Origin of the sequence: Defluviimonas sp. D31 (assembly GCF_033436765.1) — a bacterium.
GTDB lineage: Bacteria > Pseudomonadota > Alphaproteobacteria > Rhodobacterales > Rhodobacteraceae > Albidovulum.
Genome location: NZ_JAWQFN010000010.1, coordinates 1 through 24,309 on the forward strand (window position 1 = coordinate 1; position 24,309 = coordinate 24,309).

A 24,309-nucleotide genomic window follows, 5' to 3' on the forward strand; every position below is an offset into this window, starting at 1 on the left:
AGGTCCGGTGGATCGCCTCGACCTGATCGGGCGTCGCGAGTTCCAGCGGCGCGTAGGGGTTCTGGACGGCGCGCCAGGGCAGCTGCGAGATCGCCCCTCCGCCGCGGTTCGTCCTGGATCTGCGTCCGCCGCCGCGCCGTTCTTCGCTCATGGTTGCCATTCCTTCAGTAGCCCCGTTCGGGGTCGACGATGTTGTGAAGCGCCGCGCCGCGCCGGTAGCGGTCGAGGTTCTCGGCGAACATCGCGACGGATTTCTCGGCCCAGCCGTCGTAGACCGAGGAACAATGCGGCGTCAGGATCACGTTTTCCATCGCCCAGAGCGGATGGTCGGCGGGCAGTGGCTCGGTCTCGAAGACGTCGAGCGCCGCACCCTTGAGCGGGCCGTCCTGCAGGGCGGCGATCAGGGCCGGCTCGTCGCAGACCCCGCCGCGCGAGACGTCGATCAGGACCGCGCCGGGCTTCATGGCAGCGAAGGCATCGGCTCCGACCAGCCCCCGGGTCGAGGGCAGGAGCGGCACCGAGACCAGCACGAAATCGGCGCGGGGCCAAAGCGCCGGCAGCGCCTCCATCCCGTGTACCTCGTCCACATGGTTCGTGGGCTGCGGCCGTGCGCGCACCCCGAGTACCGTCATTCCCATCGCCCTGGCGCGCCGCGCAGCGGCCTGTCCGGTCTGGCCGAGGCCGAGGATCAGGAGCGTGCGCCCCTCGATCGGCGTCACCCGCCCCGCGGTCCAGCGCCGCTCGGCCTGGGCCCTCGCGAAGCCGCGCAGGTCGAGCGAGAAGGCAAGCATCGCGCCGAGCGCGTATTCCGCCATCATGTCGGCCGCGGCACCGGCGGCATTCGTGACGGTCACCCGTTCCGGATCCCAGGGCGCGAGGTGGTCGGTGCCCGAACCGCCGACCGAGATCCAGCGCAGGGTGCCGCTGTCGAGGAGTGCTGCGCGCGGGAAGCCGGGTGTGCCGACGAAGCGGACCGAGTAGACTACCTCTGCGCCGGTTTCGGTGAGCATCGCGGGCAGGTCCGCGTAGCTGTCGCAGGTATCGACCGTCAGGTCCGGATGCGCGCCGGCGACGATCGCCCGTGCGGCCTCGGGCGCGTCGGTGTGCAAAAGGACAATGGGTGATCGGATGGTCACGGGTGGCCTCCTCCATGCCGGATCGTGCGCAATACCGCAGCGCTCGCCGCGATGTCGAAGAAGACTTCCGCCGCGCCGCCACGCCGGATAACCACCGCATCGACTTGGGCGAAGCGGGTCTGCGCGATCGCTTCCGGGACGAAGCGCCCGGGCCGAAGATCGACGGCGCAGAGCCGGGCGAGCGCATCCTCGAGCGCCCGCCCGTCGAGATGCAGCCAGGCCCAGGCCTCCTCGCGCCAGCTCGAATAGCCCTTCGGACCCGGGGCGGCCTCCCAGCGGGCGCAGAGCGCCGCAAGTGCCTCCGGCGCGGCGGGATCGCCGAGCAGGGTGATGTCATTGGGCCCAAGCCGCAGGATTGTGAAACCGGACGACAAGCTAAGGCGGTTCGCTGCGGGAAGCGCCACGCCTGCGTCGGCCAGCCAGTCGGCGCTGCCCGACCCCTTCAGGCCGAACCGCGGCCAATGGCTGCGGTCGCTCACGGAAAGGTCGTCACGTTGGCCCAGAAGGGGCGCGACATCCTCGGCCGCGCCGCCTGGGGAAAAGGGACAAGTCTGGGTCGCCTGCATCGTCAGATCTCCTGCCGGCGGTTCTCGGGATCGACGAAGGCATGCCCGGCGACCCGGCCCGTCACGAGCTTGCCGCTGCGCGCGCGGATCGTGACCTCGGTTCCCGGCGCAGCATCCTCGACATGAGTATAGGCGAGAGCGATCACCCGGCCGAGCGTTGGCGAATGGGCGACCGAGGTTACATGGCCCACCGGTTCGCCGCCGCGCAGGACAAGGCAGCTTTCGCCGGGCGCCTCGGTGCCGGGCTCGAAGGTCAGGCCGACAAGGCGGCGGCTTTCGCCAAGGCGGCGGCGCATCTCCAGCGCGCGCTTGCCGACGAAGAACGCCTTCGTCTTCGATACCGCCCAGCCGAAACCGAGCTCGTCGGGCGAGGTCAGCGCGTCGGTATCCTGGCCGATCAGGATGTGGCTCTTCTCGAGCCGCAGGATCCGGCTCGCCTCGAGCCCGTAAGGCCGAAGCCCGAGAGGTGCGCCGGCCGCCATCACCGCGTCCCAGAGCGCGGGCGCATGGCTCGACGGGCAGTGCAGTTCGTAGCTTAGCTCGCCCGTGAAACCGATCCGCATGGCGCGCACCGGGATCCCGGCGACCACACCGATGCGGCCCTCGAGATAGGGAAAACCCGCAGGCGAGAAGTCGATTTCGGAGCTGAGCGCCTGGAGCACGTCACGCGCCTTCGGGCCGGTGACGTTGACGCCGGAAAAGGCCGCGGTCAGGTTCGCGACATCGACGCGCATCCGCCACTGGGCGTTCCAAAGCGCCATGTCGGCGTAGACCCGCGCCACCGCCCCAGTCGTTGCGGTCACGTAGAAGACGTCGTCTGCCATGCGGAAGGCGACGCCGTCGTCGATCACGGCCGCCATCTCGTTCAGCATCAGGCAGTAGCGGACCTTGCCGACGGGCTGATTTGCATGCGCCATCGTGTAGAGCCGGTCGAGGAAGGCGCCGGCATCGGGGCCGCGCACCTCAAGCTTGCCGAGCGTCGAGACGTCGAGCAGTCCCGCGCCTTCGCGCACCGCGCGCACCTCTTCGGTGATCCGCGCCACCCGGTCGCCCCGGCCGTAGAGATAGGGCCGCCACCAGGCGCCGACGGGGCGCATCTCGGCCCCGGCCTCAAGGTGGCGGGCATGGAGCGCGGTGCGGCGCTCCTCGACATGCCCGTGCCCGGCGAGCGCGCCGAGCGTCTCGGGTCCGACCGGCGGCCGCGCCGTGGTGACACCGGTCTCGGCGACGCTTCGCCCGGTCGCGGCGGCGACGATCCGTGCCGTGGCGAGAGCCGAGTGGCGACCCTGGCTCGGCCCCATGCCGACGGTCGAGAACCGCTTCACCAACTCAAGCTCGCGGTACCCTTCCCTGACCGCGCTCACGATGTCCTTGACCTGCAGGTCCTCGTCGAAATCGACGAAGTCGCGGCCCTTGGGGTGGGGGATGAGCGGCAGTGCGCAATGGGCAAAGGCAAGCTCTACATCCTGGCAGGGCGAGACGTCCTCGGCGTCGATATCCAGCGCGTGGAGCGCCGCTACTGCGGCGCGTCGGCCATCGGCGGTCACCGCGGCGGTGCCGGCATGGCCTGCGACCGAGCCGGCAAGGTGCAGGCCGTCGCGCGCGAGGTCGAGCGAAAAGCGGCAGGTCGCGTCATCGTAACCGAGCCGGGCACCGGCCTGGCAGGGAAGTTGCCAGGAAGGCGCATGCCCGACCGAGACCGCGACGAGGTCGCAGTCGATCCAGCGCCCGCCCACTTGCACTGCCTCCACGTGGGTGCCGCCGCGTGCCGCCTCGATCCGTCCGGTCAGGATCTCGGCCCCGGCCGAACGCAGGCGCCCGATCCGCTCGGCATGGCCGGGCAGGTCGCGCGGCAGGACCAACGCAGCAATCCGGGTGCCGGCATCAAGCAGGTCCTCGGCGGCGCCAAGGCCGTCGGGCGTTCCGGCGAGGATCACCGAGCGGGTGCCGGGGCGCACCCCATAGTGGCGGATCAGGCGGCGCACAGCGCCGCCGGTCAGGATGCCGGGCAGGTCGTTGCCGCGAAACACCGCCGGCTGTTCGATTCCGCCGGTCGCGAGGATCACCTCGCGCGCCCGGCACCGATGCAGCGCCTTGCCGCGGATGAGCGGCAGCCAGTTGTCCTCGAACCAGCCGTTGCAGACGGTACCGGTCATGATCCGGAGCGCGGGCAGCGCCTCTGCCCGCGCGACGAGGGCCGTGAGATCGACCTCCGCCTCGGGCGCGTAAGTCAGGCGCCCGCCAAGGTCCGGGCTCTCATCGCAGAGGATCACGTCGGCACCGGCCTCGGCCGCCTCGATCGCGGCGGCAAGCCCGGCGGGGCCGGCGCCGACGACGAGGATGTCGCAGTGCAGGTGGGACTTGTCGAAGCCATCGGGCCGGGCGGCGAGGTCGACCACGCCGAGCCCGGCCTTGGCGCGGATCAGCGGCTCCCACCATTTCAGCCAAGCCTTGCGTGTCGGCCCCATGAAGGTGCGGTAGTAGAAACCCACCGGCATGAAGCGGCCGAGCCGGTCCATCACCGCATCACGGTCGCGCGCGAGGCTGCCGTTGACGTTCTGGGCGCTTACCACCATGCCCTCGGCAAGCGGCGTCAGATCGGCGGCGAGGTTCGGCTCGGACCCGACCTGGACCAGCGTGTTGGCTTCCGCACCCGCCATCGAGAAGGCGCCGCGCGGGCGGTGATACTTGAACGAGCGCGACAGCATCCACTGGCCGGAGGCGGCCAGCGCGCTGGCGATGGTGTCGCCTTCGTAGCCGGTGAAGCGCTGACCCTCGAAGCTGAAGGAGATGGGCCGGGACCGGTCGATCCGGCTGCCGAAGGGGGCGTCGAGCCGGGTCATGCGCCGGGCTCCAGTTCCGAAGGATCGAAGGTGCGGATCACGGCGTTGGTGACGGTATGGCGCTCGGCGAGGAAGACGTAGTTCGACGGCCGGTGGCGCCACCATTCGAGCATCGCGCCGGGCCGGTTCTCGGCCCGGAAGAGGTGCCGCGCCCAGTCGGCATCGGAAAGCGCATCCGGATCGGGGCGCTCGCGCAGCGGGCCGAGATACTGGAACTCTTCGATGTTGCGGGGTCCGTTCAGGGGACAGGAAAGCAGTTTCATCTCAGTGACTCGCCGCGGTGGCGCCCATTTCGTTCAAGAGCGCGAACCGCTCGAATCGCTCAAGCGCGAAGGGTTGAAGGATCTCCGGCACGCGGCCGGTGGCTATGCATTCGGCCATGCGCTTGCCCGCGACCGGCGTCGCCTTGAAGCCCCAGGTGCCCCAGCCGCAATCGAGCCAGAGCCCGTCCACCGGACTTTCGCCCATGATCGGGCTGTAATCCGGCGTCATGTCGGTGATCCCGGCCCATTGCCGGAGGAGCCGCAGGTTCTTCAGGAACGGGAAGAGATGCACCGCGCCCTCGGCCAGATGCTCCTTCATGTCGAGCGTCGAGCGGGTGGAATAGAGCTGGTACGGATCCGAGCCGCCGCCGATCACCATCTCACCGCGCGAGGATTGCACGAGATAGGTGTGCAGGCTAACCGAGGAGACGAGCGTGTGGAGCCAGGGCTTGACCGGCTGGGTCACCATCGCCTGCAGCGGATAGCAGCGGATCGGCAGTTCGACACCGGCCTTGAGCGCCATGTCGTAGTTCATGCCGCCGCAGGCGATCATCACCTGCCCTGCGGCGATGCGGCCGCGGTTGGTCACCACCGCCTGCACTCGGCCGCCCGCGACCTCGATCGCGGTCACCTCGGTGCGTTGGTGTATCTCCACCCCGCGCCGCGCAGCCTGCGCCGCGTAACCCCAGGCCACCGCGTCATGGCGTGCCGTGCCGCCGTCGGGATGCCAGAGCCCGCCAAGCACCTCTAGCGCGCCGCCGTAATCCATGTTGAGATGCGGGCAGAGCGCCTCTACGCCCTTCTGGTCGACGACCTCGATGCCGATCCCCATGTGACGGCCGGTCTCGGCGCGCAGGTGGAAGGATCGCAGCGTAGCCTCGCTATGGGCGAGTGTGAGCTGGCCGCGCTGCGAGAACATGACGTTGAAGTCGAGTTCCTCCGACATCGCCTCGTAAAGCGTCACGCCCTCCTTGTAGAAGGCGATGCCCTGGGGCGTGATGTAGTTCGAGCGGATCGTCGTGGTGTTGCGCGCGGTATTGCCGCCGGCAAGCCAGCCCTTGTCGAGCACCGCGACGTCGTGGATGCCGTGGTATTTCGACAGGTAATGGGCGCAGGCCAGACCGTGGCCGCCGGCGCCGATGATCACCACGTCATAGGCGGGCTTCAGGGCGGGCGTGACGGGAATGTCGCCGGTCACCGGATAGTCACTGCGGAGCCAGTATTTGAGAAGGCGGAGAACCATGACGGATCAGAGCGGATCGTAGAGATGGCGGGCGACCGCGTCGAAGCGGCTGCCGGCTTCGGTCAGCGCCAGCACGGCATCGCAGAGACCCTGCGCCCGCGCCTCGCCGAGCGCCGGCACGGCGAAGCTCTTGTACTTCGCGACCACCTCGTCGCGGCCGAAGGGACGTTCCGGCCCGCCGCGGGCATGGGTGTCGCCCGAGGCGAGCACGCGGCCATCGGCGAGCGTGATCTCGACATCGGCCCAGCGTCCGGCCGGGAACCGCGCCTGGTGGCGCTCGGAGGCTTCCATGACGGTGCGGCCGACCAGCGCGGCCACCTTCGGGTCCGCAAGGCCCTCACCCGAGATGTGGTCGAGCCCGATATGGCCTTGAACCAGCATGGTCGCCACGGCGAACGGCAGTGAATACTGTGCCTTCGATGTGGTGTCCGGCATGGTTGGGAAGAGCTGGACCGCGTAGTCGAAGCTGCGGATGCGGATCTTTTCGATGTGGTCGGCCGCGAAGGCATGGCCCAGTGCAAGCTCGCGCGCAGCGTCGATCGCTGCGTGGGCCCAGCGGCAGACCGGATAGGGCTTCACGTACTGATGCTCGATCTGCCAGAACCGGCCGAGATCGGCCCAGTGCGGCGCGACATTGGCGGCTTCGACGGTGATCGCCGGAGAGCCAGTGAATCCGTTCTCGGCGAGGATCGCCGCCGACATGCCGACGAGCGCGCCCCAGCCCGAGCCGTCATGCAGCATCGTTGGCGTTGCGATCTCACGCATCATCTGGCTGCGGGGGCCGTGATATTCGGCGATGCCGAGCGCCTCGCGCAACATCGCGGGCGTCTGGCGTCGGAGCCGCGCCGCCATCGCGGCGACGCCGAGCGCGTTCCAGGCGCCGGAGGTATGGTAGTCGCTGACTGTCGCGTGCAGCGCGATGCCGGCGCGCCCGGCAACCTCGTAGCCGACGATAAGCGCGGCGAGCACCTCTGGGCCGGAGAGGTCCGGCAGTTGCTCGGCCAGAACCGCCAACGCCGGCACCGCGACGACGCCGATGTGACCCTTGGTCGGGTTGTAGCCGTCGTGGCCGTCGAGATTGTCGGTCTGGGTCGCCGCCGCATAGGCCGCACCAGCCAAGCTGACGCTGCGGCCGTCGAACAGCATCCGCGCCGAATGGCCGGGATCGGACGAGGCATGAAGCAATAGCGCCGCCCGCCGACCGAGCACACCCGCCTCCATCGGTGCTGCCGCCGCACAGATCCCAAGCGTATCGAGCAGCATCAGCGCCGCCCGCTCGCGCGCGGATGCGGGAATCGCTTCGGGCGAGAGTTCGAGAGTGAAATCCGCGAGGGTTGCGAACGTATCGGCATTGGCATCATGTGCGACAGCTTTGCTGCTCATTTTTCAAGCCCATCGTTGCATTCGACCACGGACAATAGTGGTCTCGTCCCGGCGAACACGCGAAATATTCGGCGTCTATACATCCGTTTTTTTTATTCCTATTGGTGACGGACGGCAGGTATTGGCAAGCAATGATGACAGGTTCGGACGCATGGATAGACCGCCACCTCCGCTGAACTACATTCGCTCGTTCGAATGCGCCGCGCGCCATCTGAGCTTCACCAAGGCCGCAGAGGAACTGGGGTATACTCAGGCTGCGATCAGCACCCACATCCGGGCGCTGGAAAAATACGTCGGCCGTGACCTCTTCGTGCGCGGAACACGCAGCATTGCATTGACGGAGATTGGCGAGGCGTTCCTGCCGACGCTGCGCCAGGCCCTGCACCAGATCGACACTGCGACCGATGCGATCGCGACGACGTCCCGGGATCGCTCGGTGATCGTTGCCTGTCCGATGAGCCTGGCCGAGAACTGGCTTCCGGCGTGCCTTGCCGGATTTCGATCGCGCAATCCCGAGGTGGAGATCGTGGTCAATGCAACAATCTGGGATCACCCGGATGATGTCATTGCCGACATTTCGATCTCGGTGAACCGCAACGACGAGGTTCCTCCAGGCGCGAGCCTGCTATGGGATGAAACCCTGTCTCTGGTTTGCAGCCCTTATGCCGGCGAAGACATCGCCGATGGAATGAGTGTCGAGTCGCAAGCTAAGATCGTGGTCGCGGGACGGCAGGAATACTGGGGTCTGTTCGGTTATACTCTCGGCAACCCGGACATGGATCTCGACGGCGCGATCCGAACGAATGCAACGAACGTGGCCCTCGAGCTGTCGGCCAACGGGCTGGGCGCCACAATCGCGCTGACATCGCTGTGCGGGACGTATATCGAGCGTGGCCTGCTAATGGAGCCGTTGCAGGTCCGTCCGAAAAGCCCTTGGTCTTACTACATCAAGATGCCTCAGGGGCGGCGCAGCAATGTCGCAAAGAGACTGTTCGACTACATCTCGGAATACGCCGGAGAGGAAGGCTTGTAGGCGTTCAGTCCCGGAATCTGGTGGCGCATTTGACACCGGCAAATGCCATAACGCCTTCGCCGCCCGCGGCGCAGCCGCGATCATCCCGCCCCGCAGGAACGCCAGACCTCGGAAGGCGGACACCGCTGGCGCGATTGCGCGCAACGAGGCATTGCGGGCATCGAACCGCTTCGGCCGGACGATTTGGCGACGATCGAGCGGCAACCACCGCCGAAGCCGTGCAGAGACCAAGATGCACCGTGTGAAACGGCTGGGCCAGCGCCTCTCAGCCCGGGACTTCGACGGTCAGGTCGCGGAGTTCCAGGTCCGTGTCGCGGTCCTGAACGGCTTCACCGCGCTCGGCACACCTGTCACAGAGGTTGCGGGATAAGTCTGTCCTGGGAAAGGGGAAGCCTGACCGTCACTCGATTTGTACAACAGTGCCCGTGAACGGCAGTAATGCGAAAGCTGCACTGAGGCGTCGAAGATCTTGCCGGACGGCAGCTCCGGGCCTTCCTTCCTGTTTCGATCGCGAGGGAAAGCCAAGGATTGAAGGTCTCTAGCGGCAGTTACAGCGGACCGTCAACCATCAGCGGCGCCAGCGCCTTCTGCAGGGCGGCATCCTGTGCGGCCGTCAGCCTCTGGAGGGGGCGGCGCACATTCCCGGTGCCAAAGCCTCGCAGTTCTGCCGCCCGTAATACGGCGGGCACATAGGGGTTGCGCCAGATGAACAAGAGCGAGGGGAGCATCTTCTGCCAAAGGACCAGTGCTGCTTCGAGGTCGCGGGCGGTGATCAGGCCATAAAGCTTGGCCGCTTCATGCGGCATGTAGTTTGCGGCACCCCAGATGACGCCCTTGGTACCCGCCATCAGCGCCGCGAAGGTTGTGGTGTCGCAACCGTTCAAAACGTCTATGCCGGTCTGGAGATATTCCTGATGGGTGGTGAAATCGCCTGCGCTGTCCTTGATCCAGCGATAGTTCCGCAGCTCCTTCAGCCTTAGGAGCAACGGAATCGAGACCGCAATCCCGGTCGACTGGGGAATGTTGTAGCCGACAATGTCAATTCCCACCGCCGCGTCGACCTCGCGGTAGAAGGCGAAGAGCCCGTCCTCGTCGTCTGGCCCTTCCAGATAGGGCGGCAGGATCATCAGCGCATTCGCTCCCGAGTTCTCGGCATGCCGTGATCGCCGGATCACATCGTCCATATTCAAGGCAGAGGTCTGGCAGATCACGTTGACCCGCCCGGCAATCTGCTTGATTCCGGCTTCGTACAGCCGGTTGCACTCGTCTTCCGTAAGGTAGGGATGCTGACCAGTGCCGGCGCCAAGGACCAGCCCTTGCACGCCCGCCGCGATATAGTCCTCGATCAAACGCTCGAAGACCGCAAAGTCGATCGCACCGTCCGCGTTGAACGGCGTCTGCATTGCAAGATTGATACCTTCTAAATTGGACATGGTCTTTCCTCGGTTTCATCTGCGACCGACACGAGATCGGCCGGTTCATGCCAGATTGGGCGAAATCTCTTGCTCCCTTCGGGCGACGAACGCATCCAGTTCCTCGCGCTTCGATGGGTCAAGTGCGGGCGGGGCGTAGCGGGCCAGCAAGTCTTCTGCCTTTTCGCGCGCGCGGCTTGGCATGTCCTTGCCGCCGGCGGCCTTCCATTGCTCAAAGGCCTCGTAGTTGAGGATCTCGGGCGCGATGAAGGCACTCCTGAAGTGCTTCAGTGTAAAGGGATCGCCGAGGTAGTGGCCGCCGGGGCCAACGCGACGCACAGCGTCCAGCGCCTCGTCCAGAAGATCAAAGCTCACGCCTTGGGCGTATTTGGCCATCAGCAGGTTCTGTTCGCCGTCCACCACCAGTTTGTTCAGGCAATGCACCATGCCGGCTTCGTCCCAGCCGCCGGCATGCAGCAGGAAATTGGCCCTGGCATTGACCGCAGCCATGTAGGCGGTGGCGGATTCATAGCCCGACTGCGCATCGAACAGCTTCGACGATGCCTGCGAGGCCGTGGTTCGCCACGGAATATTATAGCGGCGGGCTAGCTGGCCAACGATCCCGTTCAACAGGCTGATCTCGGGCATGCCCGAGATCGGCGCGCCCGACTTCATCGACACCGAAACCGAATACTGGCCGTAGATCGTCTTTGTGCCGGGCTTCACGAGCTGGGCATAGGCAACGCCGGCCAGCGCCTCGGCATTCAATTGCGCGACCGTGGCCACCACGTCGGCGGGCGTATTGGCCGCGCCAAGCACGAAGGGCGCAATCAATACGACCTGGTTGGCAAGGGCGAAGACCCGCAGCCCTTCCAGCATCGTCGCATCCCAGACAAGCGGCGAGTTGCCTGAGATCATGCCCCAAAGCACCGCGTTTTCGTCCATGAATGCCCTGCCATAGACGATCCGCGCCATCGCGATACAGTCTTCGGCGCGCGCAGTTCCCGTCGTCAGGCCGTTCGTGGCCAGGTCAAGATCGACAAGGTTCGTGTGCATGATGTGAAGGTGCCGCCAAGGCACGGCGATATCGGTGGGCTCACAGGCAAATCCGGTTCCGATCTGGAAGCCGGGGCTCATCTGGATCAGCCTGTTGATCTTGCGCAGATCGGCAATCGTAGAGGCGCGGCGCGTTCCGTCCAGATCCCGGATGTTGGGCGCGCCCTGCATCGCGCAAAACGTCAGCGTGTCGACGCCGATCTCAACATCCGTGTCCGCGCCACGGCCGGTCATCGCGAACCGCTCGGGGGCCATCGCGACAAGCGACTCGACAAGGTCACCGTCAAGATGCACCCGTTGGCCGCGGACATCAGCTCCCGCCGCCTTCCACTGCGCCAAAGCCACCTCATCGCGAAAGTCGATGCCGACTTCCTGCAGGATCTTCAGGGAGGCGCAGTGGATGCGGTCAAGCTCGTCGGCACTCACGACCTCCACCGGCTTCACGCGGTAGCGGACCGTGGAAAGGCGCGGCGTGACTTCCGCCTCGCGCGCGGCGCGCCGAGTGGCGCGGCCAAGACGCTTCGTTTCCGAGGCGCTTTCGACCATGTGCGGGCTCCTGAGACTTGTCATACTTCCTTGCCAGCCTGCCTGAACCGCCAACCGGTCACTAGGCGCACCCCGGTTGAGGTGATGAGGTCGGGATAGGCCCGCGAAGGCGGGACGCGGCGCTTCAGGATGTCTATGACAGGCGAGGACCGGCCCAGGGCCAGTTCCGCGACGGCCTTGCCAAAGGCGGCTCCGCGCGAGACGCCGGTGCCGTTGCAGAAGGCGGCACCATAGACGTTGGCGGCAAGTTCGCCGAACACCATTCCGCCGTTTTGTGCCAGCGTCAGCAGACCGCCCCAGCTGATCTCAAAACCCATCGGGGCAAGATCTGGCCAACGGCGCTCGAACGCGATCTTCTGCTGTTCGCGCGCGCGTTCGACGTCGCGCAACGTGGTTTTGAACTTTGGGGCGTAGGAATAGACATTCCGCAGGATGAGGCGGTTGTCGGCGGTGCGTCGGACAGTCGTGCCGAAGCTGTTAGCCGGGATGAGACCGTAGGCCGCCTGATTGCCCGCCTTCGCAAGTTCGTTCTCGGTCAGCGGCCGGGTCATGCTGGCAAAGGTATAAAGCGGGATCGCGGTCTGGCCATGAAATCCAAAGCGCGTCAGATAGCCCGCGGCGCAGATGATCACCCGTTTCGCGCGGATCACTCCCGATTGGGTTTCGAACACGTGCCCTTGGGCCCCGAAGCGTGCGGTGCTGATCACGGTGTTTTCGTGAACCGTCACGTTCTTCGTCAAGACGCGAGTCAGGTTCTTCAGGTACTTGGCCGGCTGGATCAGAATGGTTCCGGGATGATGCAGCGCCTTGATATAGTGCTTGCTGCCGGTCATCGCCTGCATCTCATCGCGCCCGACCCAGCGGTATGTCTGGCCCATCGCGTCCAGCGCCTTCGAAAAGCTGACCAGATCCGCCACGCCATGGTCGGTGGCCGCACTGTGATACTTGCCCTGCGGATCCCAGTCGCAGTCGACGCCAAGCTCCTCGACCGCCGATCGCAGATAGGCGTTGCCGTCAAGGTTGGTAAGGAGCTCATCTTTGTTTCCCTGGATGTCCTCGACAAAGTCATGCTTGCGCGGATTGTGGGCCAGATCGATGGCGAAGCCCATGCAGCGGCCCGATGCGTTGTTCCCGATCCGACCGGCGTCGACCAGCACCACCGATTGGTCGGGTGCAAGTTCGGAATAGCGCCGCGCGGCGTGCAGACCCATCCAGCCCGCGCCGATCACCAGACAATCGCAACGCGTTTCTCCGCGCTGCGTCGCGAGCGGCAAATCGGGACCTGAAGTCACATACCACCCCGAGTCAGTCGGCTCCTGCACCGGCGGATCGACCATGATACGGCCTTGGGGAGCAGGGTTCCGCTTTCTTGCCATCGTAGTTGTTCCACCCCTCGGCTGCGGCCGGGCCTGTTGCGAGCCAATCACGCGACCCAGACAACCACAGTTCGGGCCATCTCTGTAGACGGGAAAGAAATCGTCTGATATAAATTCAGTTTATGTCTGAGTTACGATCCCTGATCCCGTCCCCGCATTCGCTCTTCGTCTTCGAGGCGGCGGCGCGGCATCTGAATTTCAAGAATGCGGCGGCGGAACTGAACGTGACACAGCCCAGCGTGTCGCAATCAATAAGGGCGCTGGAGCGCCACTGCGGCACGCAACTCTTCATTCGTGAAAATCGCGGCGTACAACTGACCGAGGCTGGACGGCTGCTTTACGACAGCGTGCGTTTTGGGTTTCACCGCATCGAGGACAGCCTCAGGACGTTGTCCTCGACAGAAACCCGATACCTGACCTTCGCCGCCTCGACCTCGGTTGCCGCGCATTGGCTGATGCCGCAGCTCTATAAATTGCAGCAGGATTATCCGAACCTGCGGATCAAGGTTGTCACGACCGATCGCGACATCGAACCCGACTCTGAAATCGACCTGACAATCTGGATCCGCGACCGTGACTTCCGGCGCCCGAACAGCTGGTATCTGTGCGACGAAGTCGTCTTTCCGATCTGCGCGCCGAAGTATCTGGCCGACCATCCCCGCATTGGCACAGTGTCCGATCTGACGAACCATCGACGGTTGCACGCCTTCGACCGGTTCCGCAAACGCATGGGCTGGGCAGAATGGCTTGCCCGCGTCGGCGTGGAAACGGATGAAACCCAGCCCGACATGGTGTTCAACGACTACCAGCTGACGCTTCAGGCCGCCTTGGCCGGAGAAGGGCTTGCCCTCGGCTGGAGCCTGACTTCTGCGCTGCTGCTCCACAATACCCAGCTGGTGCGCCCATTGCCGACTGAGATCAACACTGGAAACGCCTTCTTCCTGATCGCCGCACCGGGAGCGAAGTTGACCGGTGAACTGGACGCCCTGATCGCCTGGATCAGGGCGCAAACGGCGGACCTGAGCAAAGGTCAAGGCCGGTAGCCGTTGAGTAATTGTTCGCGAAGCCGCAGTTGTAGCGCAATGCCCAAAAGGCAGGAGTGTGAACGCTGCGCCGCTGCCCCAGCGGCGTTGTTTCAGAACTCGGCGCCGGAAGGATTCACGTCGCGAATCCGGTAGTTTAAGACGCTCGGCATGAACAAGCCCGAACCTGCCCGCTACCGCACGACGAACTGGAAGTCCTGCAATGAAGCGCTGAAAGGGGGCATCACGCCCAGACCGCGACTTTTGCAAAAACGCCCGCCGGATATTTCTCGTGGTATTACTCTCACTGAAGCATTCTCCGTGGCCGCTTGCCTGGAATGCCTCTTTAATAAAAAGGGGGTGTCCGCAAGTCTTGTTGGTCCGCCGCGCCAACATTTCTGGCATTCAGCGCCGACCTTGCCGATCCCGCGCTCCACAGGTTGTAGGCCTTTCACGGAACTCGGATTTGGTGATCGCATAGATCAGACATTTGGTCTTGCGGTCTCTGTCTCCCAACTCGGCAACATGGTTCAGCTTCATGTTCAAGCGCCTCATGACCGATATTGACCGCAGATTCGGCGCGTCACTTATCGAGATGACGCGCTCGATACCGAGTGTTAAGAAGGCGTGATGAAGCCACGCAAGTGCTGCTTCGGTTGCATAGCCAAAGCCCCAATGCTGACGCTGAAAACGCCAGCCGATTTCAAGATCGTCTGGATACCAATCCTCAAACGATAGTCCGCACATGCCCAAAAATACACCGTCCGAAAGGCGCTCGACTGCAACCTTTCCATTTGAAAAATTGGCGAGCGTCGCGTTGTTATACTCCATCTCGGCAATCGACTGTGCATTATCGCTTGGTCCGCCAAGCCAGCGCATGATTTCGCTATCACTATTCATTTTCACATATTCGCGCTGATCTCCAAGTGTGTAGGCGCGAACCCGCAATCGTTCGGTAAGGATCTCCATTCTCAGCCCGGCATCCGGGTAATCGCCTGCACAACCCGGTCCGGAGAAAAGTCGGCGCGGATCTGCTGTGCGACGAGCCGCTGCAGGGACCAAAGGTAGGAATCGTGGATGCCGAGCGCTGCAAGCTGTGAGATCGTGTTGTGCAGGTATTCTGCCGTACTGCCCAAGAATCCGACCGCTCTCGCCAGCATCTGCGCCTGGTCTTCAATCGGCAGGTTGGCGTAGTCCGGATCATCCCTCGGCATCAGCCAGAAGGTTAGCGCCCTGACCACCCTACCGTACTCCGTTCGCACATTCAGAAAGCGAATGGACCGAAAGTCGCCGTCATAGGCCGCTTCGCGATAGAGCAGGCGGAGCATCTGCGCATAAGGATCTTCGCCGGTTAGTCGGTAAACAACACCATTGCACGAGCCGCCCCGGTCCAGCGCCAACATGAAGCCGGGCTGCTCCTGAGAGCCGCGCCACCGATAGTCACGCAGGCAAAAGCTGCGACGCCAGCCATGGATGCGACCACGGACCGACTCGACATGTTCGAAGTCCGGCCGCCAGATAAGCGAACCATATGCGAATAGCCAGATCGGGCCATCGCCGATTTCGGCGAGGAGTTGGGCAGCGAAACTGTCGAACTCCTCGTCCGTGAGGTCCCGAAATCGTCCGTCTGGCCCGGGGTCAGGCACATCACGATGGACCAGTGCCACGAGGTCCGCCGTCAACTCGAGCTGACGCATCTGTCACCTTTTCAACAGCAACACGGGCGAGTCGCCGCCTTTCAATCGAAGATATCATTGGATGACAGCGCAATGATCGGAAATCGCCGGTGACGTGTAAGGCTTCCGGACGAACGTCGAGTATGGCTCGCGAAGCGGACGGACTTAGCCAGCAGCCGTCCGCCCGGGTGACGGTGTCATGATGCCCGAATGACGTGCGCGGGCTGAAGTCCGGCCAACCGCACTTCCAACCAGCGGATTTAGCCATCGAGGTTCTTCGTGGCAGGGCCGCAGAATGGCTTGATGAACTTGTCGTAGCGGGCGTGCAACGAGTTCGCATTCTGGATGTGATAGCAGCCGGCGGCGACCCGCGTGCCGGGCTTGCTGCCGACGACGAAATGCTCGACCCCAGTGTTCGCCGCCAGCGTAGCATAACCGTTGGCGCCGTCCTGTCGCTGCCCTCGATGATGCAGCAACGCTATGCGCCGACGCTTGCCGCAGGTGTCGTGGCCGCCTCGGGCACGCTCGGCATCCTGATCCCGCCTTCGATCATGCTTGTCATCATGGCCGACCAGATGGCGCTGTCGGTTGGCGACCTCTTCATGGGCGCGGTCTTCCCCGGCGTCATCATCGGCGCGCTCTACCTGATCTACATCTTCGTCCTCGCGCTCGTGAAGCGCGAAGCGGCCCCGGTGCCGGACGGCGCGACGGCGCCCTACTGGCGGGCGGTCAAGGGCGTGTTGATCGCCGTCCTGCCGACGCTCGGCCTGATCCTCGCGGTGCTTGGTTCGATCTTCATGGGCATCACGACGCCGACCGAGGCATCCGGCGTCGGCGCACTCGGGGCCACGCTTCTCGCGCTCGGCTACCGCAAGCTGACCTTCGCCAAGCTCAAGGCCGTGCTCGTCTCGACCTTCAACACGACGGCCTGTATCTTCGCGATCTTCCTCGGCGCGACGGTCTTTTCCTACGTGCTGAGGGAACTCGGCGGCGACGAACTGATCGAAAGCGTCGTGGCAGGAACCGGCTTCGGCCCGAACGGAACCGTGATATTCATCCTGTTCATCGTGTTCCTTCTGGGCTTCGTCCTCGGCTGGATCGAGATCACGCTGATCGTGCTGCCGCTGATGCGGCCGATCGTGAACAGCCTCGGCATCGACATCCCGGGCTACGGCGTGATCGACGAACCCTCGCTCGTCTGGTTCGTGATCCTCGTCGCGGTGACGCTCCAGACCTCGTTCCTGACGCCGCCCGTGGGCTTCGCGCTCTTCTACCTCAAGGGCGTCTGCCCGCCGGAGATCGGCCTGATGCACATCTATCGCGGCATCGTGCCCTTCGTCCTGCTGCAGCTCGCCGGCCTCGCGCTCGTCTTCTTCTGGCCCGCGCTGGCGACCTGGTTGCCCTCGGTCGCCTATTGAGGACGGGAAGATGGAAGACGCAACCCTCATCAATGCCCTTCGCGGGATCGTCGGGCGCAGGCATGTCCTGACGGGCCGGCGCGAGACGGAGCGGTTCCGGCGCGGCTTCCGCTCCGGCTCGGGCGAGGCGCTGGCAGTGGTGCGCCCCGGCTCGCTCGTTCAACAGTGGCGGGTGCTGGAAGCCTGCGTGGCGGCGGACAAGATCGTCATCATGCAGGCGGCCAATACCGGGCTGACCGAAGGCTCGACGCCGAGCGGCAGCTACGACCGAGGCGTGGTGTTGATCAACACCCGCCGACTGGACAAGATCCACACGATCGACGGCGGAAAGCAGGTTGTCGCCCAGCCCGGCGCTACACTGTTCGCATTGGAGAAGCTTCTGGCGCCGCTGAAACGCGAACCGCATTCGGTGATCGGATCGTCCTGCATAGGCGCGTCGGTGATCGGCGGCGTTTGCGACAATTCGGGCGGTTCGCTGGTGGAGCGCGGTCCGTCCTACACGGAACTCGCGCTTTTTGCCCGGCTCGGTGCCGATGGCCGCCTGTCGCTAGTGAACAATCTTGGGATTGAACTCGGCGACACCTCGGAGGAGATGCTCGGACGGCTGGACGCCGGCGACTTCGACCGGACGCCGCCAAAGACCAATCGCAAGGCCTCCGCCACCGACTACGCCGCCCAGGTGCGCGACGTCGACGCGGAAACCTCGGCGCGGTTCAATGCCGACAAGCGGCGCCTATTCGAGGCGTCGGGCTGCGCTGGAAAGCTCGGCGTCTTCGCCGTGCGGCTCGACACCTATCCCAAACCGGAGGCCGAGAAGACCTTCTATATCGGCACCAACTCCGTCGACGATCTGACCGAACTGCGCCGTCATATCCTGAGCAGGTTTGAAACGCTGCCCGTCTCGGCCGAATACATGGAGCGGGAAGTGTTCGACATCACCGCGAAATACGGCAAGGACACCGTGATGATGATCGACTGGTTCGGCACCGACCGGCTGCCAGCCTTCTTCGCGCTGAAGGGCGGAGTCGATGCGCGGCTAAGAAACGTGCCGGGCCTCGCGAACCTCACTGACCGCTTCATGCAGTTGGTCTCGCGTGTCGCGCCGCGCGTGCTGCCGCGCCGGATGACCGCGTTCCGCGACCGCTACCGTCATCACCTGATCCTGAAGATGCGCGATGGCGGCATCGACGAGGCGGCCGGCCACCTAGAGGATTTCTTCGCCGGTCGCGAGGGCGACTATTTCGAATGCAGCGACCGCGAGGCCAGGATCGCCGGCCTCCACCGCTTCGCCGCAGCCGGTGCCGCCGTGCGCTACATGGCGATCCATTCTGGAGAGGTGGCCGACATCATACCCCTCGACATCGCACTCCGCCGCAACGACAGGGAGTGGTACGAGACCCTGCCGCCAGATATCGACGGCGCGATGGTCCACAAGCTCTATTACGGCCACTTCCTGTGCCACGTGCTGCATCAGGATTACATCGTGAAGAAAGGCGTCGACCCCAAGGCGCTCAAGGAACGGATGCTCACGCTCCTCGACAGGCGCGGCGCCGAATACCCCGCCGAGCACAATGTCGGCCACCTTTACGAAGCCAAGCCCGATCTTGCGGCCTTCTATGAAGCCTGCGACCCGACAAACAGTTTCAACCCGGGCATCGGAAAGATGTCCAGGGCGCGCAATTACGCCGAGTAACAGGCCGCTTTGCGGAAGATGCGTAATCTTTCATGGCTCGACAGAGCCACACCTGGTCCAGGTGTTCAGACACGGATGATCGCGCGGGCCGACCTCGTCACGGTCTCCGACGAGGATCTGGCGTGGATACACCCGGTTCCGGCGCCGCTGGGCGCCAAGGCCGCGCGCCTCCGAGAGACCGGGCCGGCGCTCGTCTTCGTGACGCACGTCGGCAAAGCGCGAAGATGCTCTCCTCGCCGTGCAGACCCGCCAGGACGATCCGGATCTTCGCTTCCGCGGACTAGTGGTTGCGGGTATTCCGCTTGATCCCACGGACAAGCCTGTCGGCCGTGTCCTTCGATGTTCCGGACGTCTTGTCCATTTTCGTTCCCTGATGGCTTCGATGAACCGGAACTCCGCGTTTCTCGGCCCGTCAAATCCGTCCGGAGAGTGCTCACGCCGGACAAACATGACCTAGCCGAGACTGCGCAGCAACGCCAATGAAGGCTCGCCCGTTGCGCTGAGGCCGCGGCTTGACTGGTAATCACTTATGGCGCGGCGTGTGTTGGGACCGATCACACCATCGGTGCCGCCAGTATCGAAGCCCATCGCGGTCAGGCGCTCCTGCAAAGCCTTGCGATCCGCCTTGGTCATGCCGTTTGCATCAGGCGGAAAACTTGTGCGCAGCGGACCGGCCCCGCCGATACGGTCGGCGAGGTGGCCAACCCCAATCGCATAGGCATCCGAGTTGTTGTATCGCTTGATCGCACGGTAATTGCCCGTGACCGCAAAGCGCGGTCCGCCAGGCTGGGGTTGGATGATGCTGCCGGCATTCGCACCGTCACCGACCTCGCTGCCCCAGCGCACGCCGCGGGTCCAGCCGCTGCGCTGAAGATAGGCGGCGGTGGACGCCAGCGCGTCGCTCGGGTCTTCGGACCAGATGTCTCGGCGCCCGTCACCTGTGAAATCGACTGCGAAAGCCAGGTAGGAGGTTGGAATGAACTGCGTGTGCCCCATGGCGCCGGCCCAGCTGCCGGTCATGCGAGCCACACCGATATCGCCGTTTTGCAGGATCTTGAGAGCGGCAATGAGCTGCTTCTCAAAGAAGGCGCCGCGCCGCCCGTCATAGGCGAGCGTCGATGTGGCAGATATGACCGGCACATCGCCCCGGCGCTCGCCGTAAAAGCTCTCCAGCCCCCAGATTGCCGCGATGATTTTCCCGTCAACGCCGAATCTGTCTTCCAGCGCCTGGAGAGTGTTCCGGTGGCGGGCGAACGCGGCGCGGCCTTTGCTCACGCGTTCGTCAGAGGCGGCAATGGAAAGGTAATCCTCCAGACTGCGCGTGAATTCGGTCTGATTGCGGTCACGCGTGACGACACCGGGAAGATAGCCGGCATCCCGAAACCCCGACGCAAGGGTCGTCTCTGACAGGCCGTAGCCGGGAGCGCGGCTGCGGAACGCGGACACCCATGTGTCGTAGCCCGGATTTGGAACGGGCCGAACATCCGAGGCCAATCCTGCATCTCCGCCGCCGGCAACGGCCAGCGGTGCAGTCCCACTACACGCGGCAAGGCCACAGGCAGCGATACCCAACCCGAAGTGACGTCTTGTGATGCTCATGTCTTTGCCTGCAATGGGCTCGTTTGAACGGCCATCGTAACGGATCGGGGCCGGCGCGCAATGCGGAGCCACCTCTGGCAATGTAAGACATTGGCAATGCCGGCATGCAGAAGACCGGCCGCTGGTTGTGCAATCGGTCGGAGAATTCAGACCTGCCATTCCGACGACGAGAGCAAGCCATGAAACGCTTGCAGCGAATGCGAACCTTGCAGATGGCCGGCGCCGTCCACGCCTCGGTCTTCGATCATTCAAACTTGAAGCGCGGTCTCACCCCCCGAGCCAGTTTCTTCCGGAACCGCGCGCTGTTCTCGCCGAGGGGCACCAGCCGGGCGCGGCACAAGGTCTTGCCCCCATTGCAAGCGCGCTCTGCTCCGATACCTCGGCCTTCTTGCGCAGAGAAACTCGCGGATCCAGTAAGTCAGAAGCCTCCACCAGTCCGGAAGCCGCCGCCCGAGGACCGGCGTCCGCCGCCGAACCCTCCCGAACGACGAGACGGACTCCCGCCGCCAAACACGATTGGACCTCGCGGTCGCATGTCAGGACCGGGAGCGGGTCGACGTCTGCTGTGCTGACGATTGAGCTCTCCCCAGAACGTATCCCTTGCGAGCGAGCCTTCCAGGAGATCGCGCAGCATCATCGAGATCAGGACGCCATCCCGAAACCGGGAATCAGACTGCGCATACCTGCGTCTCTTGAATTCGCTCGCTACGGAGCCAAGCTCGTTCAGGCGTTGAATTCGCCGATCCAGGGCCTCTTTAAGTTGCACTCGGCTTGCGTCGATCTGCTGCTGTTCTCGCCGCCGGGCAACAAGGTTACTGACGATCCGGTCATCCTCGGTACGAAGTGTTTCTTGCGCGTCCCTCAACAATTTGGCGAGGTCTGCCTGCCGAAACTCTTCGGCCAGGAGGTCGATCGCCGCCTTGCTGTTTTGATCCTCGCCAGCGGCAAAACTGGCGCGTTCCTCGAGCAGTGCATTCTGCCTCGCCGTTGCCGCGTCGATGGCGGCATCTATTTCTTCAAGCTCGCCTTCGGCGGCCTCCTTCTTGGCATCCAGCGCGCCGATCCCGTCCGCCTGACGAGCCTTCTGCCACAAGTCCATGAGCCTCTGGTCTTCGGCATCCGCCTCCGAATCGAGCCTGTCGGCATGTTCGCGCAACCGTTTAGGGATTTCCCTTAGTCTGGAGAAATTGGCGCGGGCGTCATCGTATCCGATGAGGCGTGCCACACGCCCGTCAAGCCAGCGAAAGAGCGGAAATGCCGAATACTCGGCTGTGCGATACTTGCGGTTCCAGAGGTACATGAAAAGCGCGTTGCTCTCGTAGGCCGCCCCCTTTGCGGACAGCTCGCCTTCACTCTGGCTTGCCTTTTCTTCGGCATTGGCCGCCTGGATATCGAGTTTGCGCGCCGCCTCCGCCTGGGCCGAGTACTCGCGGTCCTGCTCAAGACGAGTGCGCGTCGCGTCTTCGGCCCGGCCGATTTCCGCTTCCAGGCCGTCAATGGAATCGGATTTCGCATCACGCTGCGCCTTCAGGGAAGTCAGTTCCCGTTCGATGCCCGCAAGCTCCTCATCGACTTTCGCCTTGGCCTGATCGCGCTCCGCAAGAAGCGTGACTGCCTGGCGTTCGACCCGCTCGATTTCGCCGAAGACCCGGCCTTCCAGCAGTTCGTCAAGCCGCAGTTTCGCCAGCCTGCGGAAATCTTCCAGATCCTCCTTTCGTAGACCCTCTTCGTCGCCGAGAAGGCCCCGAAGTCGGGCTTCCATCTGGTCAATTTCTGCCCGTTCGCTGGCAAGCGAACTCTCGATTGATCCCAGGGCCTGTCTTCCGGTGATCATGTTTTCTCACCTACCATGCGGTAATGGCGCCGCCGGACGTCGGAATCGTGTATTCCGGTTCAAGCGCTCCCCGTGGCTTTTCGCCGACGATGTTGTTCTGGATGATGCCGTCATCCAGCTTGTCGTCGGCAACTGACTCGAAAGTGTTCTGATCGACGCGCAATCCCCAGGTCGAGACCGTCTGCGTATTACCGGTCTCCTCGTTCCGGACAGGGATTGCGACCACGCGGCCTGAACGGTCGACGGCCTCGACGATGAGGTAATAGTTGCGTGAGTTCGTGTTTACGTCCGGCACCCGCCATACACCGCTGAGCTCGTCGGGACGGTTCACGATTTGCAGTGAGTATTGCACATTCAGAAGTGCGCGCAGTGCTTCGAGAGAGTTAAGCGCCTCTCGAGCAGCGTCCGCATCTCCGCGCGAGAGCGCATCGCGTCCGTCCTGCATGATCGCTCCCGCCCCGGAAAGCGCTTCCTCCGAGGTCGTTATTTCCTGGATGTCCTCGTAGACCGCCGTGAGATCGCTGCCTATCCGGCTATTGGGCTGCGTAACCGTGAAGTAATTCACCGCGACGAAGACAGCGGCAATGGCGAGGCCGGCGAGAAGCCATTTTCCCCACCTGCCACGCGAAACGTACAGGTTCGCCATCCTCACGGAGAGGCTGTCCTGCGGCGGATCAAAAACGAAACGATCCTCAGCGAGCGCCGCGACACCTTCCTCAAGAATCCGGTCCGGAACCTCGATGCCCTGTGCTTCGTAGATCTCTCTCAGACGGTCCTTCAATTGCGCCCGGCGGTTGGCGTCACTCAATTCCGTCTCTACCAGCCTTTCACGCCGCCTGAGCGTGTCGACGACATCCATTGCCATCATGACTTCGTCGAGGGGCTGGCGGGAGTTCGCGGCCCCCACATCCCCTTCGGTCATAGCGCCTCGAGCCCCTTGCCCTGGTCGGCGAGCCGGGCAAGTCGCTGCTTGCCGTCCTCGACGGCTTCGCGGATTTCAGCCGCGTTCGCAGTGCTCTGCCGTCGCATTTCCTCGATGATTTCGTGTGACCGCTCCTGCCAACTGACGACGGAGTCGACGAGCTTTGTCACCGCGTCCGCGCGAACCGTCGGGCCGTATCCGGTTTCGAGTGCCGCTTCCTGAACTTTCCCGCCGATATCGGCCAGGTCCTCCAGCGAACGGCTGACACCTTCCTTCATCGCTTCAACGGTCTGGGTGCTCTCGTGAAGCCCGAACAGCCCCGTGAACGAAGCGGTCAGTGCCGTCAGAACAACTTCGTTCGTCGAGAAGAAACTGATTGCCTGCGAATAGACGCGCTCTTTTGCATTTGTCGTTTGCAGGAGGCGGGCCATCACAACCTCGGACGTATTGTAGCTGATCGTCAGGTTGTCCGAGAGATCCTTCGCAATCTGGTAGCGTTTTTCCTCGGCCTGCAAGGCGCGGACTTTCTCGTCGCGCTGCATCTCCAGCCGCGCGCGATCCGCCATGACATCGCCCTGATAGGCTTCGACCGCCGCCATCGCCTCGCTCACGGCCGACTTGGCCTTGTCGAGTTCCGCCGCCGCCTTTTCCAGCACCTCGAAAGCAAGGACTTCCGCCTCTTTCAGAGCGCCTCGGAAATCCTGATACGCACCAAGGATCTTCTGCTCGCGCTCGATTTGATCCTGCGTCGCGGCCGATACGTCGAGATAGGTGGACTTGATCTTGTCAAACCGTGTCGCGATATCGCCGCGGGTCACCTTCATCCAGATATTGCCGAGGCGTTCGAACGTATCGACCCGCCCATCTTCCACCTGGTCAACCATGGACCGGGCGTCCTCCCGGATGCTATCGAACGCGTCGGTGATCTCGTTGTACCGTTCGCCCACATCCATGGCCTGGACTTGCTGACGAACCACGTCGTTGAATACGGCCGCCTGGCTTAGCGTACGCGCGATCGACGTGACTTTAGCTTCATCCAGATCCGAAATCTGATTCAGCAGCGAGATTATCGGCTCTTCACTTGTCGCCACACCCGCCTCGGGAAGAAGACCAAGGTCGTGGAGTTGGTTCATCGCACGGTCAAGATATTGCATTGGTGAAAGGTCAGTAGTCATCAAAGATCCCCCCAGTTCCGTATGGTGGTTCCAAATCGGAAAAGTTCCGGCAAAGCCGCGATGGCGGGTAAACAGCCCGCGAAATATCATACGGATTGCACTCGGGATTGGAA

The 24,309-nt window shown here is 63.8% G+C and carries 19 protein-coding genes and 1 pseudogene; 5 read left to right on the plus strand and 15 right to left on the minus strand.

What is annotated here, in order from left to right:
- Positions 1-164 precede the first annotated feature (164 nt).
- Genes R5H32_RS16205 through R5H32_RS16230 form a run of 6 tightly spaced genes read right to left on the minus strand, consistent with a single transcriptional unit; the run spans position 165 to position 7,434 of the window.
- The gene (locus R5H32_RS16205) at positions 165-1,136 is read right to left on the minus strand and encodes a D-2-hydroxyacid dehydrogenase (RefSeq protein WP_318339737.1); all 972 of its coding nucleotides are present in this window, start codon (positions 1,134-1,136) and stop codon (positions 165-167) included.
- Entirely contained in the window at positions 1,133-1,702 is a 570-nt protein-coding gene (locus R5H32_RS16210; RefSeq protein WP_318339738.1) for a hypothetical protein, read from the minus strand. The genes R5H32_RS16205 and R5H32_RS16210 overlap by 4 nt, the downstream gene beginning before the upstream one ends.
- A 2-nt stretch (positions 1,703-1,704) precedes the next feature.
- A complete protein-coding gene (locus tag R5H32_RS16215) occupies positions 1,705-4,545 on the minus strand; it encodes a 2Fe-2S iron-sulfur cluster-binding protein (RefSeq protein WP_318339739.1) in 2,841 nt (946 codons plus the stop codon).
- Complete coding sequence (locus R5H32_RS16220; protein WP_263340300.1) at positions 4,542-4,808, minus strand: sarcosine oxidase subunit delta; 267 nt, start codon at positions 4,806-4,808, stop codon at positions 4,542-4,544. The genes R5H32_RS16215 and R5H32_RS16220 overlap by 4 nt, the downstream gene beginning before the upstream one ends.
- A gap of 1 nt (position 4,809) precedes the next feature.
- Positions 4,810-6,051 (minus strand): FAD-dependent oxidoreductase, encoded by a 1,242-nt coding sequence (locus R5H32_RS16225; protein ID WP_318339740.1) that lies wholly within the window; start codon positions 6,049-6,051, stop codon positions 4,810-4,812.
- 6 nt (positions 6,052-6,057) lie between these two features.
- Positions 6,058-7,434: an MmgE/PrpD family protein gene (locus R5H32_RS16230; RefSeq protein WP_318339741.1), complete on the minus strand. Its 1,377-nt coding sequence runs from the start codon at positions 7,432-7,434 to the stop codon at positions 6,058-6,060.
- A gap of 151 nt (positions 7,435-7,585) precedes the next feature.
- On the opposite strand from R5H32_RS16230, the gene R5H32_RS16235 reads away from it, so the two are divergent.
- Both R5H32_RS16235 and R5H32_RS16240 read left to right on the plus strand, forming a co-directional pair.
- Positions 7,586-8,467 carry a LysR family transcriptional regulator gene (locus tag R5H32_RS16235; protein WP_318339742.1) on the plus strand — a complete coding sequence of 294 codons (882 nt, stop codon included), beginning with the start codon at positions 7,586-7,588 and terminating at the stop codon, positions 8,465-8,467.
- Positions 8,468-8,489: 22 nt separating this feature from the next.
- A pseudogene (locus tag R5H32_RS16240) lies at positions 8,490-8,837 on the plus strand (transposase); the annotation flags it as partial.
- A gap of 178 nt (positions 8,838-9,015) precedes the next feature.
- On the opposite strand, the gene R5H32_RS16245 reads toward R5H32_RS16240, so the two are convergent.
- From R5H32_RS16245 to R5H32_RS16255, 3 genes are read right to left on the minus strand one after another with little or no spacing between them, the layout of a single operon-like run.
- Entirely contained in the window at positions 9,016-9,900 is an 885-nt protein-coding gene (locus R5H32_RS16245) for a dihydrodipicolinate synthase family protein (RefSeq protein WP_318339743.1), read from the minus strand.
- 45 nt (positions 9,901-9,945) lie between these two features.
- Positions 9,946-11,481: a trimethylamine methyltransferase family protein gene (locus R5H32_RS16250; RefSeq protein WP_318339744.1), complete on the minus strand. Its 1,536-nt coding sequence runs from the start codon at positions 11,479-11,481 to the stop codon at positions 9,946-9,948.
- A 20-nt stretch (positions 11,482-11,501) separates the two neighbouring features.
- Positions 11,502-12,818 carry an FAD-binding oxidoreductase gene (locus tag R5H32_RS16255; RefSeq protein ID WP_318339745.1) on the minus strand — a complete coding sequence of 439 codons (1,317 nt, stop codon included), beginning with the start codon at positions 12,816-12,818 and terminating at the stop codon, positions 11,502-11,504.
- 161 nt (positions 12,819-12,979) lie between these two features.
- Between R5H32_RS16255 and R5H32_RS16260 the strand changes: the two genes are divergently transcribed.
- Positions 12,980-13,900, plus strand: coding sequence for a LysR substrate-binding domain-containing protein (locus R5H32_RS16260; RefSeq protein WP_318339746.1), 921 nt, complete (start codon positions 12,980-12,982; stop codon positions 13,898-13,900).
- Positions 13,901-14,284: 384 nt separating this feature from the next.
- On the opposite strand, the gene R5H32_RS16265 is transcribed toward R5H32_RS16260, so the two are convergent.
- Positions 14,285-14,848, minus strand: a complete 564-nt coding sequence (locus R5H32_RS16265) for a GNAT family N-acetyltransferase (protein WP_318339747.1) — start codon at positions 14,846-14,848, stop codon at positions 14,285-14,287.
- 2 nt (positions 14,849-14,850) lie between these two features.
- Complete coding sequence (locus tag R5H32_RS16270; protein WP_318339748.1) at positions 14,851-15,576, minus strand: gamma-glutamylcyclotransferase; 726 nt, start codon at positions 15,574-15,576, stop codon at positions 14,851-14,853.
- A 377-nt stretch (positions 15,577-15,953) separates the two neighbouring features.
- On the opposite strand from R5H32_RS16270, the gene R5H32_RS16275 reads away from it, so the two are divergent.
- Both R5H32_RS16275 and dld read left to right on the plus strand, forming a co-directional pair.
- Positions 15,954-16,973 (plus strand): TRAP transporter large permease, encoded by a 1,020-nt coding sequence (locus R5H32_RS16275; protein ID WP_318339749.1) that lies wholly within the window; start codon positions 15,954-15,956, stop codon positions 16,971-16,973.
- 10 nt (positions 16,974-16,983) lie between these two features.
- Positions 16,984-18,666: a D-lactate dehydrogenase gene (gene dld, locus R5H32_RS16280; RefSeq protein WP_318339750.1), complete on the plus strand. Its 1,683-nt coding sequence runs from the start codon at positions 16,984-16,986 to the stop codon at positions 18,664-18,666.
- A gap of 453 nt (positions 18,667-19,119) precedes the next feature.
- On the opposite strand, the gene R5H32_RS16285 is transcribed toward dld, so the two are convergent.
- The 4 genes from R5H32_RS16285 to R5H32_RS16300 form a co-directional block, all read right to left on the minus strand.
- Positions 19,120-20,265 carry a lytic murein transglycosylase gene (locus tag R5H32_RS16285; protein ID WP_318339751.1) on the minus strand — a complete coding sequence of 382 codons (1,146 nt, stop codon included), beginning with the start codon at positions 20,263-20,265 and terminating at the stop codon, positions 19,120-19,122.
- A 418-nt stretch (positions 20,266-20,683) separates the two neighbouring features.
- Positions 20,684-22,099, minus strand: coding sequence for a hypothetical protein (locus R5H32_RS16290; protein ID WP_318339752.1), 1,416 nt, complete (start codon positions 22,097-22,099; stop codon positions 20,684-20,686).
- Between the two features lie 10 nt (positions 22,100-22,109).
- On the minus strand, positions 22,110-23,021 hold the full coding sequence (locus tag R5H32_RS16295) for a DUF6384 family protein (protein WP_318339753.1): 912 nt from the start codon (positions 23,019-23,021) through the stop codon (positions 22,110-22,112).
- Positions 23,018-24,196 (minus strand): cell surface protein, encoded by a 1,179-nt coding sequence (locus R5H32_RS16300; RefSeq protein ID WP_318339754.1) that lies wholly within the window; start codon positions 24,194-24,196, stop codon positions 23,018-23,020. Before R5H32_RS16300 ends, R5H32_RS16295 begins: the two co-directional genes overlap by 4 nt.
- Positions 24,197-24,309: the final 113 nt, after the last annotated feature.